Here is a 23,093-nt window from a genome sequence, read left to right as displayed (position 1 = left end):
CACATGGTGCAGGGCGACGGTGAGTTCGACGACGCCCAGCCCCGAGCCGAGATGGCCGCCGGTGATGGACACGGCGTCGATCATCTCGGCGCGCACGGCATCGGCCACGGCCTGCAGCTCGCCTTCCGGCACCGTCCGCAGGTCCGACGGCTCGTTCACACGATCCAGCAACGCTGATTGCTCAGGGGTGATCGCCAATGCTCGCACTCGCTTGTTCACTGTGCCGCCCGCCGCGCCGATCCGGACCGGACACCGCACGGGCCTTGAGCGGGGCGCGACCGTATGAAATCCGGGATGCCGCCGCTATCACGATATTTCCAGTTACGAACGATCGGCGCTCCGATCAATGTCGGGATGATGCTTTTTTCCAGTCCAGTGCCCTTACCGCCACATGAGGTAATCCGTTGAGACCTGCTCGTCTCTGCAAGATCCTGCTGATCTCCACCATCCCATACTGCAGCCAAGCTTTGGCCGATCCGCGTGTGCCGGACGGCAACCTGGACTTCGCCTGCAACCTCCTCGGCATTTGCCCCGTCCGCACAGTGCCAGGAGGGCCGGACCGAGATGTGCGCCCCTTCGTCGACAGCCTCGGCCGACCCTGCGCGCGGCGTGATCGGCCGACCCCGGAGGGCACGCGGCACGTCCGGGCGTGCTGGTGAGCGGCCTGCGTTTCGCCACCCTCGTCCTGCTCGCCGCGACGGCCGCGACTACGGCCAAGGCGCAGACCTGCCCCGCTCTGTTCGCAGGCGGGCAGGGGCCGGTTCTGGTCAATGCCAAGCTCACGGACCGGACGACGGCCCTGTGCTTCGAAGCCTTCGCCGTGCTGCATTCCGGCGTGACCCGGACCCCGCTCTATTCGGCCGAACATCTCACCCGCGAGAGCATCGCCGCCGCGCGGACGGTCGCCCGGGACGACACGTTCCACGAGGAGACGCGCCTGCCGCCGGAGGCCCGCGCGCGGCTGGAGGATTACGTCCGCAGCGGCTTCGACCGGGGCCATCTCGCCCCCGCCGCCGACATGCCGACCCTCTCCGCGCAGGCGGAATCATTCAGCCTCGCGAACATCGTCCCGCAGGACAGGGCGATGAACCGGGGCATCTGGAGCGACATCGAGGAGAGCACCCGGCGTTTCGCGACGCGGCACGGCTCGGTCTACGTCGTGACTGGGGTGGTCTTCGAGGGCGAGTCCCTGCGCGAGATCGGCGCGGGCGTCCTCGTGCCGACGCAACTGTACAAGGCGCTGTACGACCCGGCGACCGGGCAGGCCGGGGCCTATCTCGTGCCGAACGCGGCCGGGCGCGAATGGAAGAGCCTGTCCCTCGACGAGCTTCGCACGGTGACGGGCGTCGATGTCTTCCCCGCCCTGTCGCCCGCCGCCAAGGCGAGCGCGATGACGCTTCCAAATCCGCAATCCGGCGGGCACGGCGAGGCGCGGCGCCCGGACGGGTCGCAGTACCAGGGCTGGCGCGATTGGCTCTGGCGCGAGACGATGCGGGCGCTGAGAAAGGCCGTCCGCCAATTGCTGCGTGAGATCTTCTGAGGCGACGATGACGAAGACGACGCCCGACCGTTTCGAGCCCTTCGCGGATGAGGCCACCGTGCGCAGCCTCGGCGGCCTGTCCATCGAGAACGGCACCGAGCGGATCGCCCTGCACGGCTCCCTCGACATCACCTGCGACAGGGCCGGGCTCGATGCGGCGCGGCGGCTGCGCGACACGGTCGAGGCCATCGTGAAGGCGCTGGAGGGACGGGAACTGCCGACGCAGGTGGCCGAGGCGCCGGAGGCGCCACTGCGCGAGGTGAAGAACCCCTTCGCCTGAGCGGGGAGGGTGGGGCGATCCTTGCCGCTCTCCGGCCGTCCTGATACTCGGGACGGATCATACGACACATCCTGACTCGCGCGACAGGGCCGGCCGAGATGCCCGCCGCCGTCCGCCGCGACTCGGACCCAATCCCGAACAAGGACGACCCGCGATGGCCCGCGAATTCATCTATCACATGAAGGGTCTGACCAAGGCCTATACCGGCGGTAAGAAGATCCTCGATAACGTCAACCTGTCGTTCTACCCCGATGCCAAGATCGGCGTGCTGGGCGTCAACGGCGCCGGCAAGTCGACCCTGCTCAAGATCATGGCCGGGATCGACACCGACTTCTCCGGCGACGGCTGGGTCGCGCAGGGCGCCCGCGTCGGCTACCTGCCGCAGGAGCCGCATCTCGATCCGAACAAGTCCGTCCGCGAGAACGTGATGGAGGGCGTGGCCGAGAAGCAGGCGATGCTCGACCGCTACAACGAGCTCGCGATGAACTACTCGGAGGAAACCGCCGACGAGATGACCGAGCTTCAGGACCGGATCGAGACGCTGGGCCTGTGGGAGCTGGATTCGAAGATCGATCAGGCGATGGAGGCCCTCGGCTGCCCGAGCGACGAGCAGCCCGTAGCCACCCTGTCGGGCGGTGAGCGCCGCCGCATCGCCCTGTGCCGCCTGCTGCTGTGGGAGCCGGAGCTTCTGCTCCTCGACGAGCCGACCAACCACCTCGACGCCGAGACGGTGAACTGGCTGGAAGGCCACCTGCGCCAGTATCCGGGCGCGATCCTGATCGTGACCCACGATCGCTACTTCCTCGACAACGTGACGAGCTGGATCCTCGAACTGGATCGCGGCAAGGGCATCCCCTACGAGGGCAACTACTCCTCCTGGCTGGTGCAGAAGCAGAAGCGCCTGGAGCAGGAGGGCCGCGAGGACATGGCCCGCCAGCGCTCCATCGCCCGCGAGCAGGAATGGATCTCGGCCTCGCCGAAGGCCCGCCAGACCAAGTCGAAGGCCCGCATCACCCGCTACGAGGAACTCGTGGCGAAGCAGCAGCAGAAGGTGGACGCCACGGCGCAGATCGTCATCCCGATCACCGAGCGGCTGGGCCAGAACGTCATCGAGTTCAACAAGCTCTCGAAGGCCTATGGCGAGCGCCTGCTGATCGAGGACCTGTCCTTCAAGCTGCCGCCGGGCGGCATCGTGGGGGTGATCGGCCCGAACGGCGCCGGCAAGACCACCCTGTTCAAGATGATCACCGGAAACGAGAAGCCCGACGACGGCGAGATCAAGATCGGCGAGAGCGTGCATCTCGGCTACGTCGATCAGAGCCGCGACGCTCTCGATCCCAACGCCACCGTCTGGCAGGAGATCTCGGGCGGCAACGACATCCTGTATTTCAACAAGCGCGAGATCAATTCGCGAGCCTATTGCGCGGCCTTCGCCTTCAAGGGCCCCGACCAGCAGAAGAAGGTTGGCACGCTCTCGGGCGGTGAGCGCAACCGCGTCCACCTCGCGGCGACCCTGCGCAAGGGCGGCAACGTGCTGCTTCTCGACGAGCCGACCAACGACCTCGACATGGAAACCCTCCGCGCCCTCGAAGAGGGTCTGGAGGATTACGCGGGCTGCGCGGTGATCATCAGCCACGATCGCTGGTTCCTGAACCGCATCGCGACCCACATCCTCGCCTTTGAGGGCGAGAGCCACGTCGAGTGGTTCGAGGGCAACTTCTCCGATTACGAGCAGGACAAGATGCGCCGTCTCGGCGCGGACTCGCTCATGCCGAAGAAGATCAAGTACAAGAAGTTCTCCCGGTAAGACATTAAGTCCCGGCGGCGTCTCGTCGCCGGGATCACTTGGCGGGGAACCTAACCCGCCCGTCCGTCTTGCTTGGCAGCGGCGGCGACGGGATACGGCGGCCGCGGGAACGCCGCATGCCGGATCGCCGCTCGCTCTTCCTCGGCCTCGCCGCCGCCCTCTCCGTCGCGCCCGCGCGGGCGGTCGGCGCGCCGGAGCGGATCGCCCTTTGGCCCTCGACCCCGCCGGGCGGGGGAGGGCCGACGGGGCCGCTGCGCCGGGACGACAGCGGCGCCGTCAGCAACATCACCACGCCGATTCTAGAAGCCTTCCTGCCGGACAAGCCGACCGGCGTCGCCGTGCTCGTCGCGGGCGGTGGCGGCTATGCCCGGATCGGCCTCGTGAAAGAGGCGTACCCGGCCGCCTACTGGCTCGCCGCGCAGGGCATCACCGCCTTCGTCCTCACCTACCGCCTGCCGCGCGAGGGCTGGAACGACGGTCCCGTCGTGGCCCTCCAGGACGCGCAGCGCGGGGTCCGGTTGATCCGCGCCCAGGCCGACCGCTTCCGGATCGATCCGGCCCGGCTCGGCATCATGGGCTTCTCGGCCGGCGGCCATCTCGCCGGCATGGCCGCCTCGCGCTCGGCCTTCCGATCCTACGCGCCGGTCGACGCAGCGGACGAGGGCCCCGCCCGGCCGGATTTCGCGAGCCTCATCTACCCGGTCGTCTCGGTGGAGGCACCGAACGACAGGACCACCACCCGCCGCTCCCTGGTGGGCGAGGCGCCGAGCCAGGCCGACAGCACGGAGTGGTCGGTGCAGACCTATGTCCGGACGGGATGCCCGCCGATCTTCCTCGTCCAGACCGACGACGACCCGGTGATCGGCCCCGAGCACAGCCGCATCCTCGATGCCGCCTGCAAGGCGGCGCAGGTGCCGGTGGAGTATCACCGCTTCGCCGTGGGCGGTCACGGTTTTGGGATTGGCCAATCCGACACGCCGGTCGCGCTCTGGCCTCGTCTGTGCAGGCTGTGGCTTTCCAGCATTGCGCTGATGCGGTGAACGATGGACGCCCCAACCCCGGAGAGGACGGGCGGCGCGTGGACCGACGCGGCCGCCCAGCAGACCACGCGCAAGCGCGACCCGCGGGTCGATGTGCTGCGCGGCCTCGCCCTGCTGATGATCTTCATCGACCACATCCCGCGCAACGCGCCGGCCGCCTTCACCCTGCACAATCTCGGCTTCTCGGATGCCGCCGAGATCTTCGTGCTGCTGGCGGGCTACTCGTCCATGGTCGCCTATGGCGGCATGTTCCGGCGGTCTGGCATCCCGACGACGCTGCTGCGCATCGCGAAGCGCTGCCTGCGGATCTACCTGTTCCAGGCGGGGCTCCTCATCGCGACGCTGCTGATCGTGCGCGCCTGGATGGACATGACCGGGCTGGTGCCGCGCTTCGGCGTGAAGCCGCTTCTCGAAATGGGGCTGTGGCAGGGGATGCTGCGCGGCCTCTCCCTCAACGCCCTGCCGAACTACCTCGACATCCTGCCGCTCTACATCATCCTGCTGGCGCTGTTCCCCCTCGTCTATCTCGGGATCACGCGGGGGATGTGGGGGGCGCTCGCGCTGTCGGCGACCCTCTGGCTCGCCGCCAATGTCGATCACCAGCTCAACCTGCCGAACGCCGCCGCGGTCGATGACGGGTGGTACTTCAACCCGTTCGCGTGGCAGTTCCTGTTCGTGATCGGCGCCTGTCTCGCCGTGGCGGTGCGGAACGGCGGGGGCTACCTGCCCCGCATCCCCGTGCTGACGGTGGCGGCGGCCTGCTTCCTGGCCTTCTCGTTCTTCCAGGCTGGTTCATGGGGCGAGTGGGGCCTGCCCGACCTGCGCCTCCTGGCGATGGACCAGCCGGACAAGGGGCATGTCGCGCCGCTGCGGCTCGTCAACATCGTGGCGCTGGGTTACCTGCTGTTCAGCATGCCCGCCATCCGCGCGCTCTCCGAGAAGCCGTTCCTGCGCGCAGCGGAGGCCTGCGGGAAGCACTCGCTGGAGATCTTCGCGGGAGGCTGCCTCGCCGCCCTGATCGGCCGCATCCTCTACCGGACCTTCGAACCGCTCTGGTGGTTGCAGATCCTCGTCAACGCCAGCGGCCTCGCGCTGATGCTGGGTCTCGGCCTCTATTTCGATGCACGCGCGCGCCAACGCGCCGCCAGGACGAAGACAGCCTGATGCCGCCGATGCGCCGCAAGGGCGATCTGCCGACGAAGATCTGCGCGCAATGCGGCAAGCCGTTCGCGTGGCGCAAGAAGTGGGAGCGCGTCTGGGACGAGGTCCGCTATTGCTCCGACCGCTGCCGCAGCGAGGCCAAGCGGGCGAAGTGATCCTCGGCCTGCGCCAGGGCATCGCGCGTATCGATGTCGAGGGCGGTCGAGGGATCGCCATCGATCTCGATCACGTCCGAACGCCCGGCGAGGAGCGGCCCCGCCCCCCGGTCGCCGCTGAGCGAGGCGATCTCGACCCCGAGCAGGCGCAGGTTGAGGAGCACGGGATTGCCCCGCCGCCCGTCATGGATGGGCACGATGGCTGCAGGTTTCGACGCGGCCTGCTCGAAGCTCTCCGCGAGGCGGTCGATCAGGGCCGCGTCCACCAGGGGCATGTCACCGAGCATCACGATGGCGGCGTCGCAATCCGTCAGAGCGGCGATGCCGGCCTTCACCGAGGTGGAGAGTCCATATGCATAGGCGTCGTTGCGAACGACGATGAGGTCGAGGCCCGCGAGTGCCTGTCTCACCGCCGCGTCGTTCGCCCCAAGCACCGCCACGACCGGCCGGGGCCGCGCGGCCAGCGCCGCCTCCGCCGCGCGGCGCACGAGGGGAACGCCGTCGAGCAATGCGATGAGCTTCGGCGCCTCGCCGAACCGGGTGCCGCGCCCGGCGGCGAGGAGGACGATGCCGATCCTACTCATCGTCGCCCGCCGTGGCGCCGCCCGCGCGGGGTTGCGGGCGGGACACGATCTCCATCAGCAGCCCGCCGACGCCGAGGGCCACGATATCCGCGCGGCTAACCGGCACATCCGCAAGCAGGCGCTGCAGAATCCAATCGAACCCGTTCTCGCTGGGCGAGCGGGCGCAGCCCGGCGCGCCGATCACCGGCACGTCACCCCGCGCGCCCAGGAGCAGCAGGTTGCCGGGATCGACCGGCATGCCGAGATGATCCACCCGGCCACCGGCTTGCTCGATCCCCGCCGGGATCACGTCGCGGCGGTCGGCGATGGCCGAGGCGCCAAACAAAACGGTCAGGTCCGCCCCCGCCCCGTCGATGACCTCGGCGAGCCCCGACGCCACGCCTTCCGCCGTGTGGGGAACCCGAGTCTCGGCGACGATCTCGGCGCCGGTCGGCACGAGGCGTTCGGCCAGCACGCGGAGCGTCTTGTCGATGGTCGCATCCTTCAGCGACGCGAGACGCGTCGAGACGACACCGATGCGCCGCCGCCGGTAGGGCGCCACCGCGATGGCGCCGGCCTCGCCCTCGGCGCAGGCGCGGGCCAGGGTCGCGCTGCCGACCGCGTAGGGAATGATCTTCACCGTGGCGACCATCTCGCCCTCGGCCACCGGCTTGAAGGCCGGCAGGGTCGCGACGGTCACGGCCTCGTCCACGCCGTTCACGGAATCGATCAGGCCCCGGTCGATGAGCAGGATGCCCCGTGTCGTCGCAAAGAGGTTGCAGCGGCCCGTGAACGGCTCCTCCACGCGCAGGTTCTTACCAGCCAGGATCGCGGCGAGGCGGCCCGCCGCCGCGTCCTCACCAATATCGCCGGTTTCGAGGGAGACGGCCACCACCTCGCGCACGCCGTCCGCTGCGAGCGTCGCGGCCATGACGGGGGTGATGATCGAGCCCTTGCGCAGGGTCTCGCCCCCGCTGCGCAGGGAATGCGCCGTGATGAGCCCGGCGGAGTCCGCCACCGGGACGGGGCCGAACCTCACGCGACCTCCGGCCTGGGGGCGCGACGCAACTCCGCGACGATCTCCGACAGGACGGAGAGGGCGATCTCGGCCGGGCTCACCGCGCCGGTGGGCAGGCCGATGGGCGCGTGGATGCGGCCGATCTCGGCCTCCGTGAAGCCCGTCTGACCGAGCCGCGCCACACGGGCGGCATGCGTCTTCCGGGAGCCGAGGGCGCCGATATAGAAGCACCCCGCCCGCAGACCCGCCGCAAGGGCCGGGTCGTCGATCTTCGGATCGTGGGTGAGGGCGGCAAGCGCGCAGTAGCGGTCGAGGGGCGGCACGGGTCCGGCGAAAGCCGTATCCGGCCATTCCGCCACGAGGTCGATGCCGGGGAAGCGCTCCGGGGTGGCGAAAGCGGTGCGCGGGTCGATCACCGTCAGGGCGAGGTCGAGGGCGGCGGCCATCGGCGCCATCGCCTGCGAGATATGCACCGCGCCGATCACCACGAGCCGCACCGGGGGCACCTGCACGGTGAGGAAGGCTTGGCCCTCGCCGGTCTCAACGAGGCCGCTCTTGCCGGAGGCGAAGTGCTTGCGGAGCGTGTCGGCCAGGGGATCGGCCTCGATCTCCGATTCGCGCACGAGGCGCTGGGACCCATCGGGAATCTGGGTGACAAGGATCGCCGCCCGCCGCGCCGCGCGCTCCTCATTCAGGGCGGCCAGGATATCCGCGCGCATCAGTCGACCCGTTCCACGAAGACGCGAATCCGCCCGCCGCAGGACAGCCCGGCCCGCCACGCCGTCTCGTCGGCCACGCCGAATTCGAGCACGCGGGGCTGGCCGTTCTCGATCACGTCGGCGGCCTCCACCATCACCTCGCCCTCGACGCATCCGCCGGAGACCGAGCCGAGGAAGTTGCCGTCGCCGTCGATGATGAGGTGGCTGCCCACCGGCCGGGGTGCCGAGCCCCAGGTCTCGATGACGGTGGCGAGGGCGACGTCGCGCCCCTCGCGGCGCCAAGTCTGGGCTGCTGAGAGAATGTCGGTATCGGTGTTTAGCATGGCCCCGCGCGCCTTGATGGGAGGCGGGCCACGCCCGCTCGTGAAGAGGTATGGCTGCCGCGCCGCAGCGCAAGTCGCGACCGACCTTGGCGCCTCATGCGCCGGCCGGTAGAAGGTGATCCCGCTTGGGGCCGGAGGCCATGCCGTCCAACGCCGAGATCACCCGCCGCAAGGGGCGCGGTTCGTGAACGCCGAGGATCCCGCCCTCGCGCGCATGCGGCGTGCGGCCGAGACGCCGGCCCGCGCCCTGTCGGCGCCGCGCCGCCAGCTCAAGCGCCTGTCGCGGGCCATCGGCGACGTGCTGCCGAAGGGCCTCTACGCGCGCTCGCTCATCATCATCATCGCGCCGATGGTGCTGCTGCAATCGGTGATCGCCTACACCTTCATGGAGCGGCACTGGCAGCTGGTCACGAAGCGCCTTTCGGCGTCCGTGGTGGCGGATGTCGCGGCCCTCATCGACATCTACGAGAGCTACCCGCAGGACAAGGACGCCGACACCCTCTCGCGGATCGCCGGGGAACGCCTGAACCTCGACCTCGACATCCTGGAGAACGCCAAGCTGCCCCCGCCGGGACCGCGGCCGTTCTTCTCGATCCTCGACGAAGCGCTCTCCGACGAAATCAAGCGGCAGATCCGCCGGCCGTTCTGGATCGACACCGTGGGCCGCTCGAACCTCATCGAGATCCGCGTGTCGATCCCGCAAGGGGTCATGCGCATCACCGCGCGGCGCTCACAGGCCTACGCCTCGAACTCGCATATCTTCCTCGTGTGGATGATGGGCTCGTCCCTGGTGCTGCTCGGCGTCGCGATCCTATTCCTGCGCAACCAGATCAAGCCGATCCTGCGGCTCGCCGCCGTGGCAGAGGGGTTCGGCAAGGGCCGCGAGATCGAGTTCCGCCCGCGCGGCGCCCGCGAGGTGCGGCAGGCGGGCCATGCCTTCATCGAGATGAAGCGGCGCATCGAGCGGGCGATGGAGCAGCGCACGACGATGCTCAACGGCGTCAGCCACGACCTGCGCACCATCCTCACGCGCTTTCGGCTCTCGCTCGCGCTCTTCGAAAGCAGCGACGAGATCGACGACCTGACCCGCGACGTCGATGAGATGAGCCGGATGCTCGAAGGCTACCTTGCCTTCGCGCGAGGTGATTCGGCCGAGACCGCGACGCAGACCGACATGCGCGCGCTCCTCGAAGACCTGCGCACCGATGTCGAGCGCCTGGGCGCCCACGTCTCAGAGGTGGAACTGGTGGGCCGTCCCTTCGTGACAGTGCGGCCGGATGCCTTCCGGCGCTGCCTGTTCAACTTGGCTTCGAACGCCGCGCGCTACGGCGAGACGGTCTCCATCTCGGGCAAATTGGAGACGCGCAGCTTCTTCGTCTCCATTGAGGACGATGGTCCGGGCGTGCCGCCGGAACGGCGGGAGGACGTGTTCAAGCCCTTCGTGCGTCTGGACGACGCGCGCCAGGATGCGGGCGGATCGGGCCTCGGCCTCGCCATCGCCCGCGACATCGCCCGTGCCCATGGCGGCGACATCACCCTGCACGACAGTTCGCTCGGCGGCCTGCGCGCCACCGTGCGGGTGCCGGCCTAATCGCTCAGGCGTCGACGGGGCCGCGCAGCCGGGTGTATTCGCTCTGGACGCTGCCCATCAGATGCTGGACGCTGGCGCCGTCGAGCTTCGCCTTCGTCAGGCGGTCGAGGAGGCTCGCCTCACCCTGCCACGCATAGCCGTGATCGAAGGGCAGATGGCGCAGCAGCAGCGGGCTCACCACCCGGTTCCGCCGATAGGCAGGATGCCGCACGAGGCGCGCGATCTGGCGTACGAGGGAATCGAGGTCGCCCGATCCGCTGGGAGAACCCGACCGATTCGCGGACGTAAACTGCATAGCGCTCCCCATGAGTCCTTGACGTCTGTTTTGGAGCAGCTTCTGTAAATAAATTACTTGTTTCGACCTTCCGTGACGGGGGGGCGCCGCCCCGGCCAATCTCCCGCCGCACGGGGGGGTGCCAACCGTCGCCGTGCGATGCTATGCAGGATACCTCACAGCCTGAGGCGCGTTCCGCGCCAGTTACCGAGTGCCCCGCATGAATCCGCTCGTTCCGCTGTTCACCCTCATCTCGCTGCCGCTCATCGCGATCGGCCTGGTGCTCTACACGGATACGGGGATCGAGCCGGCCCTCTTCTACGCCTCGGTGAAGACCTTCATCATCCTCGGTGTCGTCTCGGTCGGCATGTCCGTTGCAGCGATGAAGCTGTCCGAGCGCACGAAGCCGTAAGGCGCCGCAGGCGGCTCGGCTCCCGTAGACGACGTTTCCGGCCCGGAGGCCGCCATGCTCCACGTTGTTCCGGCCTTCTCGCGCATCGGCGAGGAGAACGCCTTCGCCGTGCTCGCCCGCGCCCAAGCGCTGGCGGCCCAGGGGCGCGACATTATCAACCTCGGGATCGGCCAACCCGACATGCCGACTCCGGCCCATGTGGTCGAGGCCGGCATCAAGGCCCTGCGCGACGGCCACCACGGCTACACGCCGGCCACGGGCATCCTTCCCCTGCGGGAGGCGGTGTCCCGCGACATCCTCCGCCGCCACGGCGTCGAGGTCTCGCCCGAATCGGTGATGGTCGTGCCGGGCGGCAAGGTCACCATGTTCATGGCGATCCTGATGTTCGGCGAGCCCGGCGCCGAGATCCTGTATCCGGACCCCGGCTTCCCGATCTACCGCTCGATGATCGAGTACACCGGCGCGACCCCCGTGCCGGTGCCGATCCGTGAGGAGAACGGCTTCGCCTTCTCGGCCGCAGAAACGCTCTCGCTCATCACGCCGAAGACGCGGCTGCTGATCGTCAACTCGCCGGCTAACCCGTGCGGCGGTGTCAGCCCGAAATCCGAGATCGACGCCCTGGTGAAGGGGCTCGCCGACCACCCCGACGTGGCGGTGCTCTCGGACGAGATCTACGGCACCATGACCTATGACGGGGAGGTGCATCACTCCCTGCTCGCGTATCCCGAGATCCGCGACCGGCTGATCTATCTCGACGGCGCCTCGAAGACCTACGCCATGACCGGCTGGCGGCTCGGCTGGTCCGTGTGGCCGAAGCCCCTTTACGAGAACGCCCGCAAGCTCGCGGTGAACGCGCATTCCTGCGTCAACGCCGCGACCCAATGGGCCGGCATCGCCGCCCTCGACGGCCCGCAGGATTGCGTGGCCGAGATGGTCGCGGAGTTCGACCGCCGCCGGTCCATCGTGGTGGACGGGCTCAACGCCCTGCCCGGCGTGTCCTGCATCGTGCCGAAGGGTGCGTTCTATGCCTTCCCGAACGTGTCCCGGACCGGCTGGAAGGCCAAGGCCCTCGCCTCGGCGCTTCTGGACGAGGCGGGCGTCGCGACGATCGGCGGCCCGGATTTCGGCGTCCACGGCGAAGGCTTCATCCGTCTGTCCTACGCGAACTCCGCCGAGAACATCCGCCGCGCGCTGGAGCGGATGAAGCATTTCTTGGAGAGCCGGACGGCGGGGTAACGGCTACCCCACCACCCGCAAATCATCCCCGGCGGCCAGCTCGCCCCCGGCGATGACCTCCATGTAGACGCCGAGGTCGCGGTGGCCGAGGCGCTTGTCGATGGTCCACGGGATATCGAGGTCGCGGGCGCCGGTCTCCGGATCGACGTTGGTGGCGGCGCAGCGCACCGTCCGCTTCGTCACCTTGAACCGCAGGCCGCTCGGCGCCTTGATCACCTGTCCGAGCATGTCGAGTTCGGCGAAGGGGGCGAGCCCTTCCACCAGCAGGTTGCCGCGAAAGCGCAGCGGATTCACCGGGACACCAAGGTCGTCCTCCAGCATCTGCACGCTCGCCCGGTTGATGAGCGAGACGTAGCCGATCGGCGAATCGGTGAAGCGGTGCTGCGGCGGGGCTTCGAGCACCTTCGGCTCGCCCTTCAGGGCGTCGGGCACGAAGCGCCGCAGGAAGTCCTCCAACGCTTCACGCCCTTCGGCCTTGTCGAGCTTGGCGGCGAGGGTTTCGCCGTCGCCCTCCACGTGCAGCGTCGCTGTGGCGTCGTCGTAGCGGGTGCGCAGGCGGGCCAGGGCCTCGTCCCGCATCAGCATCAGGTACTTCGTCTTCGGCTGGTGGCGGTAGGCCACCGGGTTGAAGCCAGACGGGCCGTTCTCGACGGCGTAGAGGCGGTCGCCGGGGAAGAAGCCGCTCGTCTCCAGATTGACGCGGTCCACTCGCTCGGGGCTCAAGCCCTTCACCGGATAGCGGTAGAGGGCGCTGACGTGAATCAATGCGGTCATGCGCGGATCGTGGCCCTGAAGTGACATGTCGCGCAAGAGCGTCGTCGGGTCTTGTGGTGCGCATTTGCAACACCACATCCGGATAATCGGCGGCCGTGAGGCGTCGATGCCCTCGCGCGGCAGAATGCCGGAGGGCGACGTTTCGGTTGCGCCGCGCCTCGTGTGGGCGGCGGATGCCGGTGCGGGAGAGGCAATACATGAATTTCGAAAAGTACACAGAACGGGCCCGCGGCTTCGTGCAGGCGGCGCAGAACCTCGCCATGCGCGAGGGCCATCCCCAGTTGCAGCCGGGCCACCTGCTCAAGGTGCTGCTCGACGATCCCGAAGGCCTGTGCGCGGGCCTTATCGACCGGGCCGGCGGCCAGTCCCGCGTGGCCCTGGCGCAGACCGAGCAGTGGCTCGCCAAGCAGCCGAAGGTATCCGGCAACGCTGCGGCGCCCCAGGCGACGCGCGAACTTGTGCGCCTGTTCGACACCGCTGAGAGCGCCGCACAGAAGGCCGGAGATTCCTATGTCACCGTCGAGCGGCTTCTCCTCGCCATCGCGGTGGAGAAGGAATCGGAAGCCGGCCGCGCATTGCAGGCTGCCGGCGTCACGCCGGCGTCGCTGAACGCGGCGATCAACACCCTGCGCAAGGGCCGCACCGCCGACAACGCCAGCGCCGAGAACAGCTACGACGCGCTGAAGAAGTATGCCCGCGACCTCACCGAGGCGGCGCGCACCGGCAAGCTCGACCCGGTCATCGGCCGCGACGAAGAGATCCGGCGCACCATCCAGGTCCTGTCGCGGCGCACCAAGAACAACCCCGTGCTCATCGGCGAGCCCGGCGTCGGCAAGACCGCCATCGTGGAGGGCCTGGCCCTGCGCATCGTCAACGGCGACGTGCCCGAATCCCTCAAGGAGAAGAGCCTGCTCGCCCTCGACATGGGCTCGCTGATCGCGGGGGCGAAGTATCGCGGCGAGTTCGAGGAGCGGCTGAAGGGCGTGCTCTCCGAGGTCACGGCGGCCGAGGGCGGGATCATCCTGTTCATCGATGAGATGCACACCCTCGTCGGCGCGGGGAAGGCGGACGGGGCGATGGACGCTTCGAACCTGCTGAAGCCCGCGCTCGCCCGTGGCGAATTGCACTGCGTCGGCGCGACAACTTTGGATGAGTACCGCAAGCACGTCGAGAAGGACGCGGCGCTCGCCCGGCGCTTCCAGCCGGTCTTCGTCTCGGAGCCCACCGTGGAGGACACGGTGTCGATCCTGCGCGGCCTGAAGGAGAAGTACGAACAGCACCACGGCGTGCGCATCCAGGATTCGGCCCTGGTCGCGGCGGCGACGCTCTCGAACCGCTACATCACCGACCGCTTCCTGCCCGACAAGGCCATCGACCTCGTGGACGAGGCTGGCTCGCGGCTGAGGATGCAGGTCGATTCGAAGCCGGAGGAGCTGGATTCGGTCGACCGGGAGATCGTGCGCCTGAAGATCGAGGGTGAGGCCCTGAAGAAGGAGACCGATTCTGCCTCCCGCGACCGCCTCGTGCGGCTGGAGAAGGAACTCGGCGACCTTGAGGAGCGCTCCGCCGCGATCACGGCGCGCTGGAAGGCCGAGAAGGACAAGCTCGGCACGGCGGCCGATCTCAAGAAGAAGCTCGATGAGGCGCGCAACGAACTCGCCGCCGCCCAGCGGCAGGGCCAGTACCAGCGCGCGGGCGAACTCGCCTACGGCATCATACCCGGCTTGGAAAAGCAGCTCGCAGACACCGAGGGCACCGAGAACGGGCGCGGCCTGATGGAGGAGGCGGTGACGCCGAGCCACATCGCGGGCGTCGTCTCGCGCTGGACCGGCGTGCCCGTCGACAAGATGCTCGAAGGTGAGCGCGAGAAGCTGCTCGCGATGGAGATGGCGCTGGGCAAGCGCGTCGTCGGTCAGCGCGAGGCGGTGGAGGCGGTGGCGACCGCCGTGCGCCGCGCCCGCGCCGGGTTGCAGGATCCGAACCGGCCGATCGGCTCGTTCATGTTCCTCGGCCCGACGGGTGTCGGCAAGACGGAGCTGACCAAGGCGTTGGCCGGCTTCCTGTTCGACGACGACACGGCGCTCGTGCGCATCGACATGTCCGAGTACATGGAGAAGCACGCGGTCGCCCGGCTGATCGGCGCGCCTCCCGGCTATGTCGGCTACGAGGAGGGCGGCGCGTTGACCGAGGCGGTGCGGCGCCGGCCGTATCAGGTCGTGCTGTTCGATGAGGTCGAGAAGGCGCATCCGGACGTGTTCAACGTCCTGCTGCAGGTTCTTGATGACGGTCGCCTGACGGACGGGCAGGGGCGGACGGTGGATTTCCGCAACACGCTCCTGATCATGACCTCGAATCTCGGGGCGGAATACCTAGTGAACCAGCCCGCCGGGCAGGACACCGAGGCCGTGCGGGACGAGGTGATGGGCGTGGTGCGCAGCCACTTCCGGCCGGAATTCCTGAACCGGGTCGATGAGATCATCCTGTTCCACCGTCTCAAGCGGGAGGAGATGGGTGCCATCGTCGAGATTCAGCTTGGGCGGCTTCAGAAGCTCCTGGACGAGCGCAAGATCGTCCTGACGGTGGACGAGGACGCGCGCAACTGGCTCGCCGACAAGGGGTACGACCCGGCCTATGGGGCGCGGCCGCTGAAGCGGGTGATCCAGAAGAACGTGCAGGACCCGCTGGCCGAATTGCTGCTCGCGGGGAAGATCCACGATGGCGAGCACGTGCCCGTCCATCTCGGGCCCGCCGGCCTGATGATCGGCGACCTCACGGTCGGCGCGGAACGGCGCCCAGCGGATGCTACGTTGAACTGACGGATGGGGAAGGGGGCCTAGCGCCCCCTTCTTCCTGTCTAGGCTCGCTTCCTCCGCAGGTAGGCCTGCCGCTCGCCCTCGGCCTGGAGCGAAGCGGCGCGGATGCGCAGCAGATCCCGGCGGGTGAGAAGCCCGACGAGGGCGCCGCCCTCGGCTTCGGTCACGACAAGCCGTCCGCTGCCGTCGGCGAGCATCACGTCGAGGGCGTGGGAGACCACATCGCCCGGATGCACCACCGGCAGGCTCGCATCGGAAAGCCGTTCGGCCAGCGTCTCGCCCGCCCGATCTTCGTCGTCCTCCCGCGTCCAGAGCAGGATCTCAGCCCGTGAAACGATGGCCACCGGACGGCCCGTCGCGTCGATGACGGGGTAGGCGTCATGGCGGCCGGCCTCGATGGCGGCGGCGGCTCCCGCGATCGTCAGGGACGCACCAAGGGTCTCGACCTCCGTCGTCATCACCGCGCCGACGCGGGTGAACTCGTAGGGGTCGATCCCGTATTCCCGCGTCACGTGCAGGCCGCGCCGGGCGATCTTCTCCGTGAGGATCGAGCGCTTCAGCAGAAGCACGCTGACGGCATAGGCCGCCATGGTCGCAGCCAGTAGCGGCGCCAGCGCACCGGCATCGCCCGTCACCTCCACCGCGAAGACGATTCCCGTGAGCGGCGCGGGCAGGGTGCCGCCGAGCATTGCGGCCATGCCGAGCAACGCCCAGAAGCCGTGCGCGCCGGGAAGCACGGCCGCAGCGAGCGAACCGAACGCACCGCCGAGGATCAGCAGAGGCGCCAGCACGCCGCCGGAGGTGCCCGAGGCCAGCGCCACCAGCCAGATCACGGCTTTCACGACGAGGATCGTCGCCACCACCGACAGGGCCATGTGCCCGTCGAGGAAACCGCGGATCACGTCGTAGCCGACGCCGAGGGCGCGGGGCTCGATGAGACCGCCGAGGCCGACGACGACGGCGCCCAGCGCCGGCCACCACATCCAGTGGATAGGCAGGCGCCGGAACGCATCCTCCAACCCGTAGAGGAGGCGGGTCAGGAGCCCCGACAGCAGCCCGCAGGCAAGGCCCAGCACGACGCAGGCCGGCAGGCCCCACCAGGGGAGGGCCGGGTTGTCGGAGAAGGGAAAGAGCGGCCCGGTCTCGAACAGGGCCGGGCGCCACGCCATGGCCGTCGCGGCGGCGACCGTCACCGGCACGAGGCTGCGCGGGCGCCATTCGAACAGCAGCACTTCGAGGGCGAGCAGCACGGCGGCGACCGGCGTGCCGAAGATCGCGGTCATGCCGGCGGCGGCGCCGGAGACGAGGAGCGTGCGCCGCTCGATGGCCGACAGGTGGAAGAATTGCGCGTAGAGCGAGCCGATGGCCCCGCCCGTGACGATGATCGGTCCCTCGGCGCCGAACGGCCCGCCGCTGCCGATGGCGATGGCCGACGAGAGCGGCTTCAGCACGGCGACCTTGGGCGACATCCGGCTGCCACCGATGAGGATCGCCTCCATCGCCTCCGGGATGCCGTGGCCCCGGATCTTCTCCGAGCCGTACCGCGCCATCACGCCGACGATCAGCGCGCCGATGACCGGAATGGCGACCATCCAGAGCCCGCGCGGCGCCGTGGCGAGGGAGGTGAGCGCCGTATCGAACCGGCCGTACCAGGCGAGGTTCGTCGCGAGCCCGATCAGGGCCAGCAGCACCCAGGCCGCGCCCACCGCCGCCGAACCGATGATCACCGCCATGCCGGTGAGCAGCAGGATCCGCCGGTCGACGGTGAAATCCGAAAGCGTTCGGCGAACCGGGCTATGGCCCGTCGCCTTCGTGGATGACATGTCCATTCCTACCTCCTGCGGCGGAAAATACATCGTGTTACGATATATTCCAGTGCGGCTGGACCGGAGGCAGGTATGAGCGTCGAGCGGAACGATGGGCTCTCGCCGGAGCAATACGCGGCGCTGGCGGCCTTCCGGTACCGGCTGCGGCGCTTCCTCACTTTCAGTGAAGCGGAGGCGGCCAAGCACGGCCTCCCGACCCAGCAGCATCAGGCGTTGCTGACCCTCGCCGGCCACGCGGGCAGCGGGCCGGCCACGGTCGGGCTGCTCGCCGAGCAATTGATGATCGCGCCGCACACCGCCGCCGAACTGGTGTCGCGGATGGTCGAGGCCGGGTTGCTCACCAAGGCGCGGGGCACGCAGGACCGGCGGCGGGCCGAACTCACCCTCACGCCGCACGCCTCGACGCTCCTGCACGACCTGACCGAGGCGCATCTGCGCGAGTTGCGCGACCTCGGCCCCGCCCTCATCGCGGCGCTGGCGGGGGGCGCCGAAAAAGCGACGCAATCGCCGCCGACGAGCCCCGCGTGAACCCGACAATTCCCTCCGGCGCCGCGTGGCGGCGCTTCTGCCGCGATGCCCTCGGCGCGACGCTTCTGGCGGGGCTCGCCATTGTCGCCTTCATCGCGGCGGCCGATCCCTATGGCCTGCGGGCGGCGCCGGGGCATCCGCCGGGCCCCATCGTGGATACGAACCAGCGGCTTTCCTACCCGGCCATCGCGCGGGGCGGAGATTTTGATGCGGCCGTGTTCGGCACCTCGACGGCGCGGCTCCTCGATCCGGCCATGCTCGACACAGCCCTCGGGGCCCATTTCGCGAATCTCGCGGTGAACGCCGCCACGCCCGACGAGCAGATGCGCCTCGCCGCCCTGTTCCTGGCCCGCCGTCCGGTGAAGGCGGTGCTGTTCGGGCTCGACGCACCGTGGTGCGCGGCGCATCCGGCCGCGCGGACGAGCCACGCCTTCCCGGACTGGCTGTATGAGGAGGGGGCGCCCTGGGGCGTCCTGCGTCAGGCGAATCTGCGGGGCCTGACGGCGGCGGTGAACGCGGTGCAGGTGCGGCTTGGGCACGGGCGCCCGCGCATCCGGGGCGACGGCTACGGCGTGTTCACACCCCCCGAGGCGAGCTACGACGCCGCCCGCGCCAGCGCCCATATTGCGGCGGGTTCGGGCGATCCGAACGCGCCCTCCGATCCGCCCGAGGCGCCGTTCCCGGCCCTCGACGCGCTCGACGCGGTGCTCGCGTCACTCCCGCCCGAGACGGAAAAGATCGTCGCCTTCATGCCGGTGCATGCGGGGGCGCAGGGGCAGCCCGGAACACCGATGGGCCGCCGGGAGGAGGCCTGCAAGGCGAAGGCGGCTGAGATCGGCGCGCGGCGCCATGCCCTGGTCATCGACTTCCGCCGGATCTCGCCCGTTACGGCCGAGAACACGAATTACTGGGACGCCCTGCATTACCGCCTGCCCATCGCGGCGCGGGTCGTCGCCGGGCTGAAGGACGCCGCGCGAGGCGGTGGCGACGATCCGCACGGCTTCTACCGGGTGCTGGCGCGCTGAACCCTCAGGCGGGCTGCCGCTCGGCCCGTGCCCAGCCCTCGCGGGTTTCAGCGCAGTAATCGGCGAAGCGCCCCTCGCGGATGGCGGCACGGGCGCCGGCCATGAGGTCCTGATAGTAGGCGAGGTTATTCCACGTCAGCAGCATCATCCCCAGGATTTCGTTCGAGCGGACGAGATGGTGGAGGTAGGCGCGGGAATAGTCGCGGGCGGCGGGGCAGGTCGATTGCTCGTCCAGGGGCTCGATGGCCTCCGCCCAGCGGGCGTTGCGCAGGTTCACCCGGCCGTGCCTCGTGTAGGCGAGACCGTGGCGGCCGGCGCGGGTGGGCATCACGCAATCGAACATGTCGATGCCCCGTGCGACCGAACCGAGGATGTCGTCCGGCGTGCCGACGCCCATCAGGTAGCGCGGCTTGCCCTGCGGCAAATGCGGTTCGGTGGCCTCGATCATGGAGAACATCACCGCCTGCGGCTCGCCCACCGCGAGGCCGCCGATGGCATAGCCCTTGAGGTCAAGATCCACGAGGGCGCGGGCGCTCTCGGCGCGGAGATCGGGCAAGTCGCCGCCCTGCACGATGCCGAACATCGCCTTCCCCGGCTGTTCGCCGAAGGCCACCTTGCAGCGCTCGGCCCAGCGCAGGGACAGGCGCATCGCCTTCTCGACCTCGGCGCGCTCGGCGGGCAGGCGCACGCATTCATCGAGCTGCATTTGGATGTCGGAGCCGAGAAGTCCCTGGATCTCGATGGAGCGCTCGGGGCTCATGGCATGGGCCGTGCCGTCGATATGTGAGCGGAAGGTCACGCCGCTCTCATCGATCTTGCGCAGCGCCGACAGGGACATGACCTGGAAGCCGCCCGAATCGGTGAGGATCGGCCCGCTCCACTGCATGAATTGGTGCAGGCCGCCGAGGCGGGCCATCCGCTCGGCGCCGGGCCGGAGCATCAGGTGATAGGTATTGCCGAGCACGACGTCGGCGCCGAGGTCGCGGACCTGATCGGCATACATCGCCTTCACCGTGGCGGCGGTGCCGACCGGCATGAAGGCCGGGGTGCGGATCGTGCCGCGCGGCATGGCGATCTCGCCCGTGCGGGCGGCGCCGTCCTGCCCATGGAGGGTGAAGCCGAACGTCGTCGCAGTCTCGGAGGTCATCGCGTGGCTCCCGGTGCGGCCGGAAACAGCAGGCTCGCATCGCCGTAGGAGTAGAAGCGGTAGCCCGTCGCGATGGCGTGGGCATAGGCCGCCCGCATCGTGTCGAGGCCGGAGAAGGCGCTCACCAGCATGAACAGCGTCGAGCGCGGCAGGTGGAAGTTCGTTACCAGGGCATCGACCGCGCGGAAGCGGTAGCCCGGCGTGATGAAGATGTCGGTGGGGCCGGAGAAGGGAGCGATCCGTCCGTCCTCGCCCGTTGCGCTCTCCAGAAGCCGCATCGCGGTCGTGCCCACGGCGACGACGCGCCCGCCCGCCGCCCGCGTGCGGTTCAGGGCCTCGGCGGTCTCGGCGTCGAGATGGCCGATCTCGCTGTGCATCCGGTGGCCGTCGGTGTCGTCGGCCTTCACGGGCAGGAAGGTTCCCGCTCCCACATGCAGTGTGATGTGGTGCCGGCTGAGGCCCGCCGCGTCGATGGCGCCGAGCAATGCATCGGAAAAGTGCAGGCCGGCGGTAGGCGCGGCGACGGCGCCGGGCTCGCGGGCATAGACCGTCTGATAGTCGCTGGCGTCGCGGGAATCGGCCGGGCGCTTCCCGGCGATGTAAGGCGGAAGCGGCAATTCCCCGAGGGCGGCGATCCGCTCATCAAGGAGGGGGCCCGCCAGCTCGAATCGCAGGACGATCTCGCCGGCCTCGCCCTTCTCCACGACGCTTGCTCGGAGCCGTGTCGCCTCGCAGGCGGTGCCCTCGGCAGCTGCCCCGAAGGTGAGGTCGTCGCCGGGGGCGAGGCGCTTCGCCGGGCGGGCGAAGGCGCGCCAGCGATCCGGGGCCTCCCGCATGTGGAGCATCACTTCCGTGCGCTGGCCCAGCGCACCGGGTCGGGTGCGGACGCCGTGCAGCCGCGCCGGAATCACGCGGGTGTCGTTGAAGACGAGGGCATCGCCCGGCCGCAGCAGGGTCGGCAGGTCGCGAATCGCCCGGTCGGACAGGGTTTGCCCCGGGGCCACCACGAGGAGGAGCGCCGCGTCGCGCGGCTCGGCGGGGCGGAGCGCAATGCTCGCCTCGGGCAGATCGAAATCGAAGAGGTCCACGCGCATCGGCGGGTGCGTGCACCGAACGGGCCGGCGTTTCAACCGCCGCCGGAGCCGCGGCAAAAAGAAACCCGCCCGGCGGCGCCGGACGGGTTTCCTTCAGCTCATCTCAGGCGAGATCAGCAATCCTTGTCGGCCATGTTGGTCGTGGACTTGGCGGCGGCGGCGTTGTTCATGGCGCCGACAGTGCCCGGCGAGGCCGGCTGGTTGCCACCGGCCATGTTCTTGGAGCCGGCGTTCGCGCCGTCCTTGTTGGTCGTGCCGTCGGTCTGGGTCGGGGCCTGCGTGGCGCCGGCATTGTTCATGGCGCCGACGGTACCCGGCGAGGCCGGCTGGTTGCCGCCCGCGAGGTTGGCGCTCGACTTGTCCATATCCGAGCTCTTCGGATTCATGGTCTTGTCCGGGGACTTGGAGGCCGTGGTGCCGGTGGCGCACGGAGCGGCGTAGGCGGCGCCAGACATCAGGACGAATACGGCGGCAGCACCGAGCGCGCGAGTAACCTTCATCAGACATTCCTCCAGATTTTGTAATCGCTGAAACAATGACCTAATGTGCCCGGAGGTTCCGAGACATTCGTCCCGAATGAACTTTGCCGCAGGGCATCGGGGGTGGCGCATCCGCCTCCTTGCCGAGGCGGGGCCGAACGGGTACGGCTCTTGTGCCGTGGATGGCCGTCGGGGTGTGGCGCAGTCTGGTAGCGCACCTGGTTTGGGACCAGGGGGTCGTAGGTTCGAATCCTATCGCCCCGACCATCCTCCGCAGGGCACGACACCAGGAGCTTTCGAAAACCCCATGCCGAGTGCCCGCATCTACCGCCCCACCAAGGATGCGTCTCAATCGGGCCTCGCCCGCACCAAGCAATGGGTTCTGGTCTTCGACCAGACGAGCCCACGCGAGACCGACCCGCTCATGGGCTGGTACGGCTCGAAGGACATGATGCAGCAGGTGCGCCTGGAATTCGAGACGCGGGAGGAGGCCGTGGCCTACGCCCAACGCGAGGGCATCACCTACCGCGTCGAGGAGCCGGGCAAGGAGACGGCGCGCAAGGGCCTCTCCTATTCCGATAACTTCAAGTTCAACCGCACGGCGCCCTGGACCCACTGAGCGCCGTCCGGGAGCGGCGCGTCAGCCCTTCTGGCGCGCCTCCCATTCCGGATAGGGCGAAGCGCCTTCCGGCCGCATCTGCTTGAGCCGCATCGGCTGCTGGTCCAGCGGCCGGCAGAGCTCGGCATAGATGTCGGCGCTCCCCGCGCCGCATTCCTGCGCTTCCTCCGCGCTGAACGCGAAGTAGCCCTCCTTGAAGCCGGCGAGGCGCATGGCCGCGTGGCACATCGGGCAGGGGCGCCCGCTCGCGTACATTACGCAATCCGACAGGTTCTTTCGCCCAAGCGCTTGGCTCGCCTTGTGGATGGCGACCATCTCGGCGTGGTCGGTGGCATCCTTGCTGAGATGGACCGTGTTCGGCGCCGTGGCGACGACGGTGCCGTCGCGCACGATGACCGCGCCGTAGGGCGTGCCGCCTTCGGCGACGTTGGCCCGCGCGATCCGCACAGCCTCCGCCATGTACTCCTCGTGCCGATCCATCGAATCCTCACTGTGCTCTGTCGGGACGTCCTCAGAACGTCGGCCGGGAGGCACGGTTCACGCCAGGATTCACGCACTAGTGGCACTGGAGGAATTATTTACGCTCGGCTTGTATTTCGGATACCGAGCAGGGAACGGGGCGATGGCCGCGCAAGCAGGCACAAGCTTAGAGCCGAGTGCTGACATGGG

25 protein-coding genes and 1 tRNA gene are annotated in these 23,093 nt (G+C 69.1%); 14 read left to right on the top strand and 12 right to left on the bottom strand.

Going from position 1 to position 23,093, the window contains the following annotated elements; genetic code table 11:
* Window positions 1-198, bottom strand: a 198-nt coding sequence (locus tag MKK52_RS22110; RefSeq protein ID WP_279597966.1) for a 1-deoxy-D-xylulose-5-phosphate synthase N-terminal domain-containing protein, incomplete at its 3' end; no start/stop codon positions are given.
* Between the two features lie 457 nt (window positions 199-655).
* On the opposite strand from MKK52_RS22110, the gene MKK52_RS22105 reads away from it, so the two are divergent.
* From MKK52_RS22105 to MKK52_RS22080, 6 genes are all read left to right on the top strand, one after another.
* Window positions 656-1,540 carry a DNA/RNA non-specific endonuclease gene (locus tag MKK52_RS22105; RefSeq protein WP_409564714.1) on the top strand — a complete coding sequence of 295 codons (885 nt, stop codon included), beginning with the start codon at window positions 656-658 and terminating at the stop codon, window positions 1,538-1,540.
* 7 nt (window positions 1,541-1,547) lie between these two features.
* Window positions 1,548-1,820 carry a hypothetical protein gene (locus MKK52_RS22100; RefSeq protein WP_243957725.1) on the top strand — a complete coding sequence of 91 codons (273 nt, stop codon included), beginning with the start codon at window positions 1,548-1,550 and terminating at the stop codon, window positions 1,818-1,820.
* Window positions 1,821-1,974: 154 nt separating this feature from the next.
* Window positions 1,975-3,627: an energy-dependent translational throttle protein EttA gene (gene ettA, locus MKK52_RS22095; RefSeq protein WP_243957717.1), complete on the top strand. Its 1,653-nt coding sequence runs from the start codon at window positions 1,975-1,977 to the stop codon at window positions 3,625-3,627.
* Between the two features lie 116 nt (window positions 3,628-3,743).
* Window positions 3,744-4,667, top strand: coding sequence for an alpha/beta hydrolase (locus MKK52_RS22090; protein ID WP_243957715.1), 924 nt, complete (start codon window positions 3,744-3,746; stop codon window positions 4,665-4,667).
* Window positions 4,668-4,670: 3 nt separating this feature from the next.
* On the top strand, window positions 4,671-5,831 hold the full coding sequence (locus tag MKK52_RS22085; RefSeq protein ID WP_243957710.1) for an OpgC family protein: 1,161 nt from the start codon (window positions 4,671-4,673) through the stop codon (window positions 5,829-5,831).
* Window positions 5,831-5,983: a DUF2256 domain-containing protein gene (locus MKK52_RS22080; protein ID WP_243957708.1), complete on the top strand. Its 153-nt coding sequence runs from the start codon at window positions 5,831-5,833 to the stop codon at window positions 5,981-5,983. Before MKK52_RS22085 ends, MKK52_RS22080 begins: the two co-directional genes overlap by 1 nt.
* Here MKK52_RS22080 and MKK52_RS22075 read toward each other — a convergent pair.
* From MKK52_RS22075 to MKK52_RS22060, 4 genes are read right to left on the bottom strand one after another with little or no spacing between them, the layout of a single operon-like run.
* Window positions 5,938-6,567 (bottom strand): NTP transferase domain-containing protein, encoded by a 630-nt coding sequence (locus MKK52_RS22075; RefSeq protein WP_243957707.1) that lies wholly within the window; start codon window positions 6,565-6,567, stop codon window positions 5,938-5,940. The two genes, MKK52_RS22080 and MKK52_RS22075, sit on opposite strands and share 46 nt — an antisense overlap.
* Window positions 6,560-7,585, bottom strand: coding sequence for a molybdopterin-binding protein (locus MKK52_RS22070; RefSeq protein ID WP_243957705.1), 1,026 nt, complete (start codon window positions 7,583-7,585; stop codon window positions 6,560-6,562). The genes MKK52_RS22075 and MKK52_RS22070 overlap by 8 nt, the downstream gene beginning before the upstream one ends.
* Entirely contained in the window at window positions 7,582-8,283 is a 702-nt protein-coding gene (locus MKK52_RS22065; protein WP_243957703.1) for an XdhC family protein, read from the bottom strand. The genes MKK52_RS22070 and MKK52_RS22065 overlap by 4 nt, the downstream gene beginning before the upstream one ends.
* On the bottom strand, window positions 8,283-8,606 hold the full coding sequence (locus MKK52_RS22060; protein ID WP_243957701.1) for an XdhC family protein: 324 nt from the start codon (window positions 8,604-8,606) through the stop codon (window positions 8,283-8,285). Before MKK52_RS22060 ends, MKK52_RS22065 begins: the two co-directional genes overlap by 1 nt.
* A gap of 214 nt (window positions 8,607-8,820) precedes the next feature.
* Here MKK52_RS22060 and MKK52_RS22055 point away from each other — a divergent pair, with 214 nt between their 5' ends.
* On the top strand, window positions 8,821-10,197 hold the full coding sequence (locus MKK52_RS22055; protein WP_243957781.1) for an ATP-binding protein: 1,377 nt from the start codon (window positions 8,821-8,823) through the stop codon (window positions 10,195-10,197).
* 4 nt (window positions 10,198-10,201) lie between these two features.
* Here the strand turns inward: MKK52_RS22055 and MKK52_RS22050 are convergent, their stop codons facing one another.
* On the bottom strand, window positions 10,202-10,492 hold the full coding sequence (locus MKK52_RS22050) for a hypothetical protein (RefSeq protein ID WP_243957699.1): 291 nt from the start codon (window positions 10,490-10,492) through the stop codon (window positions 10,202-10,204).
* A 199-nt stretch (window positions 10,493-10,691) separates the two neighbouring features.
* Here MKK52_RS22050 and MKK52_RS22045 point away from each other — a divergent pair, with 199 nt between their 5' ends.
* Both MKK52_RS22045 and MKK52_RS22040 read left to right on the top strand, forming a co-directional pair.
* Entirely contained in the window at window positions 10,692-10,883 is a 192-nt protein-coding gene (locus tag MKK52_RS22045) for a hypothetical protein (protein ID WP_243957697.1), read from the top strand.
* Between the two features lie 54 nt (window positions 10,884-10,937).
* Window positions 10,938-12,119, top strand: a complete 1,182-nt coding sequence (locus tag MKK52_RS22040; RefSeq protein WP_243957696.1) for a pyridoxal phosphate-dependent aminotransferase — start codon at window positions 10,938-10,940, stop codon at window positions 12,117-12,119.
* 3 nt (window positions 12,120-12,122) lie between these two features.
* Here the strand turns inward: MKK52_RS22040 and MKK52_RS22035 are convergent, their stop codons facing one another.
* On the bottom strand, window positions 12,123-12,893 hold the full coding sequence (locus MKK52_RS22035; RefSeq protein ID WP_243957694.1) for an MOSC domain-containing protein: 771 nt from the start codon (window positions 12,891-12,893) through the stop codon (window positions 12,123-12,125).
* A gap of 197 nt (window positions 12,894-13,090) precedes the next feature.
* Here MKK52_RS22035 and clpB point away from each other — a divergent pair, with 197 nt between their 5' ends.
* Window positions 13,091-15,709, top strand: coding sequence for an ATP-dependent chaperone ClpB (gene clpB, locus MKK52_RS22030; RefSeq protein ID WP_243957692.1), 2,619 nt, complete (start codon window positions 13,091-13,093; stop codon window positions 15,707-15,709).
* A 38-nt stretch (window positions 15,710-15,747) separates the two neighbouring features.
* On the opposite strand, the gene MKK52_RS22025 is transcribed toward clpB, so the two are convergent.
* Window positions 15,748-17,535 carry a chloride channel protein gene (locus MKK52_RS22025; RefSeq protein WP_409564713.1) on the bottom strand — a complete coding sequence of 596 codons (1,788 nt, stop codon included), beginning with the start codon at window positions 17,533-17,535 and terminating at the stop codon, window positions 15,748-15,750.
* A 69-nt stretch (window positions 17,536-17,604) separates the two neighbouring features.
* Here MKK52_RS22025 and MKK52_RS22020 point away from each other — a divergent pair, with 69 nt between their 5' ends.
* Both MKK52_RS22020 and MKK52_RS22015 read left to right on the top strand, forming a co-directional pair.
* Window positions 17,605-18,060 (top strand): MarR family winged helix-turn-helix transcriptional regulator, encoded by a 456-nt coding sequence (locus tag MKK52_RS22020; RefSeq protein ID WP_243957690.1) that lies wholly within the window; start codon window positions 17,605-17,607, stop codon window positions 18,058-18,060.
* Window positions 18,057-19,085 (top strand): hypothetical protein, encoded by a 1,029-nt coding sequence (locus MKK52_RS22015; RefSeq protein WP_243957688.1) that lies wholly within the window; start codon window positions 18,057-18,059, stop codon window positions 19,083-19,085. The genes MKK52_RS22020 and MKK52_RS22015 overlap by 4 nt, the downstream gene beginning before the upstream one ends.
* Window positions 19,086-19,089: 4 nt before the next feature.
* On the opposite strand, the gene tgt is transcribed toward MKK52_RS22015, so the two are convergent.
* The 3 genes from tgt to MKK52_RS22000 form a co-directional block, all read right to left on the bottom strand.
* Window positions 19,090-20,232, bottom strand: coding sequence for a tRNA guanosine(34) transglycosylase Tgt (gene tgt / locus MKK52_RS22010; RefSeq protein WP_243957686.1), 1,143 nt, complete (start codon window positions 20,230-20,232; stop codon window positions 19,090-19,092).
* Entirely contained in the window at window positions 20,229-21,326 is a 1,098-nt protein-coding gene (queA, locus tag MKK52_RS22005; RefSeq protein ID WP_243957684.1) for a tRNA preQ1(34) S-adenosylmethionine ribosyltransferase-isomerase QueA, read from the bottom strand. Before queA ends, tgt begins: the two co-directional genes overlap by 4 nt.
* A 113-nt stretch (window positions 21,327-21,439) precedes the next feature.
* Window positions 21,440-21,826 (bottom strand): exopolysaccharide production protein YjbE, encoded by a 387-nt coding sequence (locus MKK52_RS22000; RefSeq protein ID WP_243957683.1) that lies wholly within the window; start codon window positions 21,824-21,826, stop codon window positions 21,440-21,442.
* Window positions 21,827-21,995: 169 nt separating this feature from the next.
* Here MKK52_RS22000 and MKK52_RS21995 point away from each other — a divergent pair.
* A tRNA-Pro gene (locus tag MKK52_RS21995) sits at window positions 21,996-22,072 on the top strand.
* 40 nt (window positions 22,073-22,112) lie between these two features.
* Window positions 22,113-22,424, top strand: a complete 312-nt coding sequence (locus tag MKK52_RS21990; RefSeq protein WP_243957681.1) for an ETC complex I subunit — start codon at window positions 22,113-22,115, stop codon at window positions 22,422-22,424.
* Between the two features lie 21 nt (window positions 22,425-22,445).
* Here the strand turns inward: MKK52_RS21990 and MKK52_RS21985 are convergent, their stop codons facing one another.
* On the bottom strand, window positions 22,446-22,904 hold the full coding sequence (locus MKK52_RS21985; RefSeq protein ID WP_243957678.1) for a nucleoside deaminase: 459 nt from the start codon (window positions 22,902-22,904) through the stop codon (window positions 22,446-22,448).
* Window positions 22,905-23,093 lie beyond the last annotated feature (189 nt).

It is taken from the genome of Methylobacterium sp. J-067 (assembly GCF_022829465.1).
Lineage (GTDB): Bacteria > Pseudomonadota > Alphaproteobacteria > Rhizobiales > Beijerinckiaceae > Methylobacterium > Methylobacterium litchii.
The sequence above is the reverse complement of the archived record's forward strand: the minus strand, read 5'-3'. Positions and strand labels throughout refer to the sequence as shown.